General features: G+C 71.2%; 6 protein-coding genes. 3 read left to right on the top strand and 3 right to left on the bottom strand.

Annotated elements, in window-relative coordinates:
* Positions 1-141: 141 nt before the first annotated feature.
* The gene (locus ADK41_RS09455) at positions 142-3,057 is read right to left on the bottom strand and encodes a glycoside hydrolase family 48 protein (protein ID WP_030819061.1); all 2,916 of its coding nucleotides are present in this window, start codon (positions 3,055-3,057) and stop codon (positions 142-144) included.
* A 492-nt stretch (positions 3,058-3,549) separates the two neighbouring features.
* Here ADK41_RS09455 and ADK41_RS09450 point away from each other — a divergent pair, with 492 nt between their 5' ends.
* Entirely contained in the window at positions 3,550-5,274 is a 1,725-nt protein-coding gene (locus ADK41_RS09450) for a glycoside hydrolase family 6 protein (protein ID WP_030819055.1), read from the top strand.
* 165 nt (positions 5,275-5,439) lie between these two features.
* Positions 5,440-6,342 carry a class I SAM-dependent methyltransferase gene (locus tag ADK41_RS09445; RefSeq protein WP_030819053.1) on the top strand — a complete coding sequence of 301 codons (903 nt, stop codon included), beginning with the start codon at positions 5,440-5,442 and terminating at the stop codon, positions 6,340-6,342.
* A 369-nt stretch (positions 6,343-6,711) separates the two neighbouring features.
* Here ADK41_RS09445 and ADK41_RS09440 read toward each other — a convergent pair whose 3' ends face one another.
* Positions 6,712-7,500 carry an aldo/keto reductase gene (locus tag ADK41_RS09440; protein ID WP_051842818.1) on the bottom strand — a complete coding sequence of 263 codons (789 nt, stop codon included), beginning with the start codon at positions 7,498-7,500 and terminating at the stop codon, positions 6,712-6,714.
* Positions 7,501-7,634: 134 nt separating this feature from the next.
* Positions 7,635-9,461, bottom strand: coding sequence for an AMP-dependent synthetase/ligase (locus tag ADK41_RS09435; RefSeq protein ID WP_030819049.1), 1,827 nt, complete (start codon positions 9,459-9,461; stop codon positions 7,635-7,637).
* Positions 9,462-9,980: 519 nt separating this feature from the next.
* On the opposite strand from ADK41_RS09435, the gene ADK41_RS09430 reads away from it, so the two are divergent.
* On the top strand, positions 9,981-11,039 hold the full coding sequence (locus ADK41_RS09430; protein WP_167353462.1) for a bile acid:sodium symporter family protein: 1,059 nt from the start codon (positions 9,981-9,983) through the stop codon (positions 11,037-11,039).
* Positions 11,040-11,215: the final 176 nt, after the last annotated feature.

Genomic DNA, 11,215 nt, shown 5'->3' with positions numbered 1-11,215 from the left:
GGAGGTTCCTTCCTCTTGGGGGGAGGGGGAGTGGGGAGAGCGTGCGAGGGCCGGGCGGCCCCACCGTGCGCGCGTGGGACCACCCGGCCGTGTGGCCCCGGCGTCAGGTGCCGGGACCGGTCCGCGGAGCGTCGGCGGGGGCTATTCGAGAAGCTCCGCGTACGAGCCCATGGCCAGGGCGATGTCGGCCTGGGCCCAGAACCGGTGGTACGTGAAGGTGGGCGCGGCGCCGCCCGCCAGATAGGACTCGATCTTCGACCACGCCGGGTCGTCCTGGTAGAAGGAGCGGATCGACTCGAACGTCGACGACGAGTTGATCGCGTCGCCGTTGGGCATGGTGCCGCTCCAGCCGCTGGGGACGTGGACCGGGTCGTCGAAGCGGTTGTAGTCGGCGCGGGTCTCCGGGACGGCGATGCCGAGCGCGTCCTGGTTGTTCTCCCACATGCCGTCGAGCAGAGCCTTCGCCGTGGTCGCCGCCTCCGTGTCACCGGAGCGGTCGGCGTAGTACGTCAGCGTCTTGGCGTACGCCGCGGCCACACCGACGTCGTTGGTGTAGTCGGCGACGGTGACGTGCAGTCCGCTGTTGGCGCCGGGCGAGGACGCGTTCCAGGTGTCGGGCTTGCCCGACCACTGCAGCGTCGACGGGATCCGGAAGGAGCCGTCCGGGTTGATCGTGGTCTCGGACAGCGCCCAGTCCACCCACTTGTCGAGGACCGACTTGGCGAGCGCGTTGCCGGTCTGCTGGTACAGCTCGGCGACCCGCTCCATCGACCACGCCTGGAAGCCGAACCACTGGTTGGACGGCGGGTCGTGGTAGACCGGCTTCTCGTCGTAGTGCATGCCGTAGAAGGTCGGGGTCCCGGACGGCGGGGTCGTGTACCGGCCCGCCCAGCTGTTGGTGGCGCCGCCCGCGATGCCGCCCTCGTCGGACTGCAGCCAGCGGTAGAACTCCAGCTGCCGCTGCATGGACTTCGCCCAGTCGCCCGCGCCCGTCGCCGACTTCGGCTTCAGCGGCGCGTAGGTGCTCAGCGCGTACGCGGCGAGCGGGTTCTGGTAGCCGCCGTGCGCGTGGCTGGAGCCGATGCGCCAGGCCCAGCCCGCCGAGGTGTCGGTGGCGCCGCCCCAGGAGTAGTACCAGGACAGCAGGTAGTGCGAGGCGTCCTTGCCGGTGCCGGCCGGGCAGGACGGGCTGGTGCAGTTGCCGATCTTCTTGAAGTACTTGTCGTACATGGAGTAGCGCAGGTAGTCGCCCATCTTCGCGGCCTTGGCGACCGTCGCGGAGACCTGGGAGCCCTTGCCCTGGTCCTTGGCCCACAGGTCCGCCCAGTACGCGGCCTGCACGGCACGCGCGTCGGCGTCCGGGGCGTTGGTGAACTTCCACTGCTTGGCGTAGGACGCGTCCTTGGTGAACAGGTCCAGGTAGCCGTTCTTCCCGCCGTACTTGAAGGCGTCGCAGGTGGGCTGCGGGACGGTCTCCCAGACCGACTCCTGCGGGCCGCGCTGGAAGGTGTTGATGTACGACGGCCCGGTGTCCGACGGACCCGCCTCGCACTTGCCGGGCGAGTTGCCGTAGCCGTACACGTTGTCGACGTCCTGGATCCAGTGCATGCCGTAGACGTCGTCCGTGCCGTAGGCGGACTTCAGTTCGGCCGCGATCGGGTCGGGGCCGACCGAGACGCCCGAGTCGAGCTGCGACGGGTACTCGTTCGGGGTGTCGTGCTCGGGTGCGTACGTCGCCGGCTTCGAGGCGTTGTAGAAGGAGTTCGTCGGCTGGTCGGCGTGGGTCGGGATCATGAACTTCTCCATGATGTCCCAGGCCCCGTTGAACTTCGACCAGTCACCGGTCACCTTGCCGTACATCGCCTGCAGCCACAGCAGGTAGCTGTACGCCTCCGAGGTGGTCTCGTGACCGTGGTCCGGCGCCTCGACGATCAGCGTCTCGACCGAGTGGTACGGGATGCCCTCCGGCGAGAAGTAGCCGTTCGCCGGGTCGGTGATCTTCCCGTACAGCTCCAGGAAACGCGCGTCGTACGCTTTCTGGGCGCCCAGCTGCGTCACGGTGACCGCCGCCTTGGCGTGGCCCGGCGCCGAGGACTCGAAGACCGCCGAGCCGCTGCCCGAGGAGTCGGCGGCGATCGTCACCTTCTGCGCGGTGTTCCAGTTCGACGGTGTGAAGGTGAGCGACGCGCCGCCGGAGACCGACAGTCCCGAGTTGCCGCTCGCCCGGGCCGTCGCGACGGTCACGTTCGAGCTCGGCTGCTTGGACAGCTTCACCTCGTACGTTCCCGACTTGCCCTGTTGAACGCCCAGTTGGGATGGCGTGGCCACCACGGCGGGGCCCGAGGCGACGGTGATGCCGACCGGGGTCGAGTCGGCGGAGGCGCCCATGCTGTCGTACGCCTTCGCCACCAGCGAATGACTGCCCACGGTCAAGCCGCCGACGGAGAGCGCGAAGGGCGCGCTGCTGTCCGAGCCCAGCAGTTCGGTGTCGTCGTAGAACTCCACCTTGGTGATGGTGGCCTGGTCGGCCGCCGCCGCGGTGGCGGCGAGCGGGACCGTCTCGCCCTGCGTGTAGACGGCGCCGGCCTGGGGGCTGGTCAGTACGGTGATCGGCGGCTGGTGGGCGCCGACGCAGGGGGTGCCGTTGATCGCGAAGGACGTGGGCGCGGCGTTGCCGCCGCTGTAGGTGAACTGGCCGCCGGTCGTGACGGCGGCGCCGGCGGCGATCCGGCCGTTGTACCCGGCGTCCTTCACGGTCACGGTCTTGCCGGACTGCGTCCAGCTGCCGTTCCAGCCGTTCACGAGCTTCTGGTTGCCCGCGTAGGTGTACGTCAGGGTCCAGCCGTCGATGACGTCCGCACCGCGGTTGGTGAGGGTCAGCTCCGCGGTGAATCCGGAGCCCCAGTCGTTCGTCTTGTAGTCGACGCTGCACTGGACGGCGGCCGCCTGAGCGGGGGTCGAACCGGTCGAGAGCATCGTCAGGGGAAGCGCGAGAGCGGCCGCGGCGGCCGTCAGTAACCGCCGGAAGCCTCTGCGTCTCCTGGGTGGGGGATGCATGGTGCTGGTTCCTCCTGCGACTCGGACATGTCAAGCCTTGAACCAGTGGGAGCGCTCCCATAGTGGGGATGGGGTAGGGAGCGGTCAAGCCTTGGGGCGAATCGAAAACATTCGACGGCTCGAGCTGGGGGAAAGTCGGCAGTCCCTCTGTTCTTTGCCGTCACTTGGCGCTAACTTCATGTCACCAGTGGGAGCGGTTCCACCAGTCGACGCGTCCGTCCTGACGCGTCCGACCTGCAAGGAGTCGCTCATGCGCCACCCCCCGCGTTCAGTACTTTCAGCCATCCCCGTGCATGTGTGGAGCACCTGACGCGGGGTCGCTCGTTCCGTGGGATCCACCTGCCGTCCGTGCTGCCCGGAAACTCCCCGGCCGGCGCCACAGGCCTGTCCCGACCAGGCCCGGACGGCTCTCCCACCCGTAAGGCACCAGGCCGCGCGATCGTCCGCGCGCGCTCGAGAAGGACAGCCCCCTACGGATAGGAAACCCGCACCATGAGTCGCACCAGAACCGCGCTTCTCGCCGCCATGGCGCTGGTCGCCGGCGCCACCGGGACGGCGATCGCCGCCGTCCCCGGCGGCACCGGCGCGGCCGCCGTCCCCTGCACCGTGGACTACAAGGTGCAGAACCAGTGGGCCACCGGCTTCACCGCGTCCGTGACGATCACCAACAACAGCGCCGCCAAGTCGTCGTGGTCGCTGAAGTGGTCCTACGCCGGCAACCAGAAGGTCACCAGCGGCTGGAACGCCAAGGTGACCCAGTCCGGCGCCAACGTCACCGCCGCCAACGAGTCCTACAACGGCACCCTCGCCACCGGGGGCTCGACCTCCTTCGGCTTCCAGGGCACCTACAGCGGCAGCAACGCCGTCCCCGCCACCTTCACCCTCGACGGCGTGACCTGCAACGTCGACTCCGGCGGTCCCACCGACCCGACGGACCCGACGGACCCGACGGATCCGCCCGGCAACCGGGTGAACAACCCCTACGACGGCGCCAAGGTGTACGTGAACCCCGAGTGGTCCGAGAAGGCCGCCGCCGAGCCCGGCGGCAGCCGCATCGCGAACCAGCCCACCGGCGTCTGGCTGGACCGCACCGCCGCCATCAACGGCGTCAACGGCGGCATGAGCCTGCGCGACCACCTCGACGAGGCCCTGCGGCAGAAGGGTTCCGGCGAACTCGTCATCCAGCTGGTCATCTACAACCTGCCCGGCCGTGACTGCGCCGCCCTCGCCTCCAACGGCGAGCTCGGCCCGACGGAGATCGACAAGTACAAGACGCAGTACATCGACCCGATCAAGGCCATCCTCGCCGACTCGAAGTACGCCTCGCTGCGGATCGTCACCACGGTCGAGATCGACTCCCTGCCGAACCTGGTCACCAACGTCTCCCCGCGGGGCACCGCCACGCCCAACTGCGACGTGATGAAGGCCAACGGCAACTACGTCAAGGGCGTCGGCTACGCCCTCAACAAGCTCGGCGACGTGCCCAACGTCTACAACTACGTGGACGCCGGCCACCACGGCTGGCTGGGCTGGGACGACAACTTCGGCGCCTCCGCCGAGATGTTCAAGCAGGCCGCCACCGCCGAGGGCGCGACCGTCGCCGACGTGCACGGCTTCATCGCCAACACGGCCAACTACAGCGCGCTGAAGGAGGACCACTTCTCCATCAACGACAACGTGGCCGGCAAGTCGGTGCGCGAGTCGAAGTGGGTCAGCTGGAACCGCTACGTCGACGAGCTGTCGTACGCCCAGGCCCTGCGCGAGAAGCTGGTCTCGCTCGGCTTCGACTCGAAGATCGGCATGCTGATCGACACCTCCCGCAACGGCTGGGGCGGCGCGAACCGGCCCACCGGACCCGGCGCCACGACCAGCGTGGACACCTACGTCGACGGCGGCCGCTACGACCGCCGGTTCAACACGGGCAACTGGTGCAACCAGTCGGGAGCCGGACTCGGTGAGCGGCCGAAGGCCTCCCCGGAGCCCGGGATCGACGCCTACGTGTGGATGAAGCCCCCGGGTGAGTCCGACGGGGCGAGCAAGGCCATCGACAACGACGAGGGCAAGGGCTTCGACCGGATGTGCGACCCGACGTACACCGGCAACCCGCGCAACGACAACAACAAGTCGGGCGCCCTCGCCGACGCCCCGATCTCCGGGCACTGGTTCTCCGCCCAGTTCCAGGAGCTGATGAAGAACGCGTACCCGCCGCTGTCGTGACGGGCTGACCACCGGTCCGCCGGGGCGGGACCCGCCCGGTCCCGCCCCGGCGGACCGCCGCACGTCTCCTCGCACGGCACCCTTTTGCGGAAGCGGCAACGTCGATTGCCCGCTCCCGGTGCGTCGTCGCACCCTGGCGGCATCCGAGCGGAGAGGCTGAGCACCATGGCGCACGAGCACGAGCACGAGCACGACCACCGGCACACGCACGACCACGGTCACGACCACGACCACGACTGGGCCGAGCTGGCCCCCCTGCTCGAATCCCAGGCGGAGCTGTTCACACCGCTCTACGAGCGGGCCCTGAACTGGCTGGCGAAGGAGGTGACGGAACCGGGGCTGATCGTGGACGCGGGCAGCGGCCCCGGCGTCATCGCGTGTCTGTTCGCCGAGACCTTCCCGGGTGCGCGGATCGTGGCCGTCGACGGTTCCGAGCCGTTGCTGGAGCGGGCCGGGGCCCGGGCCGGGCGCCAGGGCGTCGGCGACCGTTTCGACACCCTCGCCGGTGAACTCCCCGAGGTGCTCGGCGAGCTGGACTATCCGGCCGACCTGCTGTGGGCCAGCCGCAGCGTGCACCACCTCGGGGACCAGGCCGCAGCGCTGGCCGCCTGTGCGGCGCGGCTGGCGCCCGGTGGCACGCTGGCCGTGATGGAGGGCGGTCTGCCTCCCCGGTTCCTGCCCCGCGACATCGGGTTCGGCCGGCCCGGTCTCCAGGCGCGCGTCGACGCGGCGGAGGAGGAGCGGTTCGGCCGGATGCGGGCCGAACTGCCGGGCTCGGTGGCCGTCGTCGAGGACTGGCCGGCCCTGCTCGCCTCGGCCGGCCTGCGCCACGCCCGCTCGCGCACCTTCCTCCTCGACCTCCCGGCCCCGGTCACGGACCGCGCCCGCGCCTACGTGGTCACCGCCCTCACCCGCACCCGCGAGGTCATCGGCGAGGACCTGGACGCCGACGACCGCGCCACCCTCGACCGCCTCCTCGACCCCGACGACAAGGCGAGCGTCCACCACCGCCCGGACGTGTTCGTCCTGGCGGCCCACACGGTCCACTCGGCGGTGCGGCCCGTGTGACGGCCCGACCCGGGGAGCCCTCCCTGTGAGGGCCCCGGCTCGAGCGAGGCCGGGAGCGGGGGAGGGCGGTGGCCCGGCTCGCCGGGAACACGCGGCGGCAGGTCGCCGAGCGGGGCGTGGGCGCCCCCGGGGCGCGCCCGGCCGGGTGGAGATCCCGTTCCGGGACGTCCGCGGCGGCCTGCCGCCCGGGCGCCTGCTCACCGCCGGCCGGATCACCGGCTCCTCCGTCGTGCGGGCCCTGGCGCGGCCGCCCGGCGTCGACGGCCGGCGCCGGCGCCGTACGGCCCGTCGGCCGGCCCGGCCGAGCACCGTCCCGCGGACGCGCGACGGCCTCCCCCGGCAGAGGGGGAGGCCGTCGGGTGCGCGAGGTCAGTCGTTGAACTCCGCCGGGTCCGACCCGATGCGCCGGTCCTCGTTCAGCGCGCTGATCGCGGTGAGATCCTCCGCGTCCAGGCTGAACCCGAAGACGTCGATGTTCTCCTCGATCCGGGACGGCGTCACCGACTTCGGGATGACGACGTTGCCCAGCTGGAGGTGCCAGCGCAGCACCACCTGCGCCGGCGTGCGTCCGTGCTTCTGCGCGATCGCCACGATCGCCGGGATCTCCAGGATCCCCTTGCCGGAACCGAGCGGCGACCACGCCTCGGTCGCGATGCCCCGCTCCGCGTGGTACTCGCGGGAGGCCTGCTGCTGCAGGTGGGGGTGCAGCTCGATCTGGTTGACCGCCGGGACGACGGACGTCTCGGCGGTCAGACGGTCCAGGTGCTCCGGCAGGAAGTTGGACACGCCGATGGCGCGGACCCGGCCGTCGCCGAGCAGCTTCTCGAACGCCTTGTACGTGTCGACGTACCGGTCCCGGGCGGGCGTCGGCCAGTGGATCAGGTAGAGGTCCACGTAGTCCAGACCGAGCTTCGACAGGGACGTGTCGAACGCCCGCAGGGTGGAGTCGTACCCCTGGTCGCTGTTCCAGAGCTTGGTGGTGACGAAGAGCTCCTCGCGTGGGACGCCCGACTTCGCGAGGGCCCGTCCGGTGCCCTCCTCGTTGCCGTAGATCGCCGCGGTGTCGATGCTGCGGTAGCCGGCCTCCAGCGCCGTCGTCACGGCCGTCTCGGCCTCCGCGTCCGGAACCTGCCAGACGCCGAAGCCCAGCTGGGGCATCTCGACGCCGTTGTTCAGGATGATCGGGGGGACCTTGCTCACGAGCTCTCGATCCTTCGGTTGTGGTCAGGTACTACAGGTATTACCCCCATCGTCAACGATCACGGCCCGTGATGCATTCCTGACCGGGAAATTCATGCCCGGTAGAGCGCCTCGACCTCGGTCGCGTACGTCTTCTCGATCGCCCGCCGCTTCAGCTTGAGCGACGGCGTGAGCAGCCCGTGCTCCTCGGTGAACGGCTGTGCCAGGATGCGGAACGTGCGGATCGACTCGGCCTGCGAGACCAGGGTGTTCGCCGTGACCACGGCCCGCCGCACCTCCGTCTCCAGCTCCGTGTCGCGCACCAGCTCGGCCGGTGACATCCGCGGTCTGCCGCGCATCGCCAGCCAGTGCTCGACGGCCTCCTGGTCCAGGGTGACCAGCGCGGCGACGTACGGGCGGTCGTTGCCGACGACGATGCACCGGTCGACCAGCGGATGGTCCCGCACCCGCTCCTCCAGCACCCCCGGCGAGACGCTCTTGCCGCCGGAGGTCACCAGGATCTCCTTCTTGCGGCCGGTGAGGGTGAGGTAGCCGTCCTCGTCGAGGGAGCCGAGGTCACCGGTGGCCAGCCAGCCGTCGTGCAGGGTCCGGCCGGTGGCCCCGGGATCGTTGAGGTAGCCGGCGAAGACGTTGTCGCCGTGCAGCCAGATCTCGCCGTCGTCCGCGATGCGCACGGTGACACCGGGAATCGGCCGGCCGACGCTGCCGTAGCGGGTGCGCTCGGGCGGGTTGGCGGTGGCGGCCGCCGTGGACTCGGTGAGGCCGTACCCCTCGTAGACGTGCACTCCGGCGCCCGCGAAGAACAGCCCGAGCCGGCGGTCCATCGCCGAACCGCCCGACATGGCGTGCCGGATCCTGCCGCCCATCGCCGCGCGGATCCTGGAGTAGACGAGCTTGTCGTAGAGCCGGTGCTGCATCCGCAGCGCGGCCGACGGGCCGGGGCCGGTGTCCCAGGCCTTGGCCTCCATGGCGTCCGCGTACGTGACGGCCACGTCGACGGCCTTCTCGAACGGTCCCGAACGGCCCTCCCGTTCCGCCTTGCGTCGCGCCGCGTCGAACACCTTCTCGAAGACGTACGGGACGGCCAGGAAGAACGTCGGCCGGAACGCGGCCAGATCGGGGATCAGCGCCGCCGCGTTCAGCTGGGGCTGATGGCCGAACTTCACCCTCCCGCGAATCGCCGCGACCTCCACCATCCGCCCGAACACGTGCGCGAGCGGCAGGAACAGCAGCGTCGCCGCCTCGTCGCCCCTGCGGGAGCGGAACACCGGCTCCCAGCGCTCGACGACGGTGTCCGCCTCGTACATGAAGCCGCCGTGCGGGATCACACAGCCCTTGGGGCGGCCGGTGGTGCCCGAGGTGTAGATGATCGTCGCGACGGAGTCGGGGGTGACCGCCCGCCGGTGCCGGTGCACCACGTCGTCGTCGAGGTGCGCGCCCGCGTCGTACAGCTCCTGCACCGCGCCCGCGTCGAGCTGCCACAGCCGGCGCATCCGCGGCAGCCGGTCGATGACGGTGGCGATCGTCATCGCGTGGTCCTCGTGCTCCACGACCGCGGCCGTCACCTCCGCGTCGTGCAGCATCCAGCGGCACTGTTCGGCGGAGGACGTGGGGTAGACGGGCACGACCTGCGCGCCGATCGCCCACAGCGCGAAGTCGAAGAGCGTCCACTCGTACCGGGTGCGGGACATGATCGCGACCCGGTCGCCGAACCGGACGCCGTCCGCGAGGAGTCCCTTCGCGAGGGCCAGCACCTCGTCGCGGAACTCCGCGCTGGTCACGTCCCGCCACCGGCCGGCGGCGTCCTTGCGGCCGAGCGCGACGCGCGACGGGTCCTCCTCGGCGTACCGGAAGACCACGTCGGCCAGACCGCCCACCGGCGGCTCCAAGGCCGGCGGAGGGCTGGTGAACTCGCGCAATCCCGCTCCCCGCTCCTCGGCGCCCGGAAGGGTGCGGCGACGCCCTCGTCCCGCACGGCGCCGTGAAAGCTACCCCACGCGGAGGGAGGGCGGGAGGGGGACGAGAACCGGACCGAGCGCTCGTCCGCACCGGTCGGGGGAGGAAAATGCGTCCAGACGGGGAAGGACCGGACAGAAACCTGACGGCGGAGTAAGTTTCGGTGGAGCGATCTCCACCGAATCCGTACGGCCTCATGACCACCCCTTGGGGCGTCGCGCGGGCCCCGTCGATCCCGGCGTGCGCGTCGGCCGGAACGTCACCCCCGCCCGCCCCGGTGCGGCCGGTCGCCGCCCGCCTGAAGCTCGGCGTCCGCGCCGCCGACGGGAACGTCCGCAGGTGCGCCGGGTCGTCCATGCGGCCGGGGCGGCGGCGGTCGTCGCGGAACGTGATGACGGTGAGAGCGGTGTACCGGATTCCCGGTCACGACGGGAGGGAGCAGGATGGGGAGGGGACGCCCGTACCCCCCGAGCACCGAGCACATGAGCAAGTGGAGCACCGTGAAACGCCTGCGCCGGCCGAGTCGGCCGCCGATCGACCCGTACATCCTGCTGCTGCTCGGAACGGTGGGCCTCGCCGCGCTGCTCCCCGCCCGGGGGACCGGCGCCGACGTCGCCTCCGGAGCCTCCACCGCCGCGATCGCCTTCCTGTTCTTCCTCTACGGCGCCCGGCTCTCCACCCGCGAGGCGCTGGACGGACTGAGGCACTGGCGGCTCCACGTCACCGTGCTGGCCTGCACCTTCGTCGTCTTCCCGGTGCTGGGACTGGCCACCCGCGGACTCGTCCCGGTCCTCCTGACCGACCCGCTCCACCAAGGTCTGCTCTTCCTCACCCTGGTCCCCTCGACCATCCAGTCGTCGATCGCGTTCACCTCGATCGCCCGCGGCAACGTGCCCGCCGCGATCTGCGCCGGCTCCTTCTCCTCGCTCGTCGGCATCGTCGTCACCCCGCTGCTCGCGGCGGCGCTGCTGGGCAACGGCGCGGGCGGGTTCTCCGCGGGGTCGGTGGTGCGGATCGTGCTCCAGTTGCTGGTGCCGTTCGTCGCCGGGCAGCTGCTGCGCCGCTGGATCGGCTCCTTCGTCTCCCGGCACCGCAGGGCGCTGGGGCTGGTCGACCGCGGTGCGATCCTGCTCGTCGTCTACACCGCGTTCAGCGAGGGCATGGTGCGGGGCGTCTGGCACCAGGTGAGCCCCGCCCGGCTCGGCGGGCTGCTCGCCGTCGAGGCCGTCCTGCTCGCCGTGATGCTGCTGCTGACCTGGTACGGCGCCAAGGCGCTGCGATTCGGCCGGGAGGACCGGATCGCGATCCAGTTCGCCGGCTCGAAGAAGTCGCTGGCCGCCGGGCTGCCCATGGCGAGCGTGCTGTTCGGGGCGCAGGCCTCGCTGGCCGTGCTGCCGCTGATGCTGTTCCACCAGATGCAGCTGATGGTGTGCGCGGTGATCGCCAAGCGGCGCTCGCACGACCCCGTCGAGGAGGCCACCGTGCCGGACCGGGCCGGACGGTCGCGGACCGGGGCCGGCACGGGGACGCGTTCCGGCTGAGCACCACGGCGGCCCCGGACGTCTCCGGCAGGTCCGCCGCGCGGCGGCGTCCGTGCCGCCGCGTCCGTCATGGAGTTCCGGAGGCCGGGGCCCCGCGGCGCCGACTGCGCCCGGCGAAGGCCGGGGCCGGGGCCCCGCGGCGCGGGGGCGCTCCCCGCCGGCAGGGTCCCGCCACC

It is taken from the genome of Streptomyces caelestis (assembly GCF_001279005.1).
GTDB classification, from domain to species: domain Bacteria; phylum Actinomycetota; class Actinomycetes; order Streptomycetales; family Streptomycetaceae; genus Streptomyces; species Streptomyces heliomycini.
This window is presented reverse-complemented; position numbering and strand designations above follow the sequence as displayed.

Bases quoted from the DNA above. Each gene is read 5' to 3' on its own strand.
- ADK41_RS09440 (WP_051842818.1), bottom strand. From the start codon at position 7,500: ATGCCCCAGCTGGGCTTCGGCGTCTGGCAGGTTCCGGACGCGGAGGCC.
- ADK41_RS09430 (WP_167353462.1), top strand. From the start codon at position 9,981: ATGAGCAAGTGGAGCACCGTGAAACGCCTGCGCCGGCCGAGTCGGCCG.
- ADK41_RS09445 (WP_030819053.1), top strand. From the start codon at position 5,440: ATGGCGCACGAGCACGAGCACGAGCACGACCACCGGCACACGCACGAC.
- ADK41_RS09450 (WP_030819055.1), top strand. From the start codon at position 3,550: ATGAGTCGCACCAGAACCGCGCTTCTCGCCGCCATGGCGCTGGTCGCC.
- ADK41_RS09455 (WP_030819061.1), bottom strand. From the start codon at position 3,057: ATGCATCCCCCACCCAGGAGACGCAGAGGCTTCCGGCGGTTACTGACG.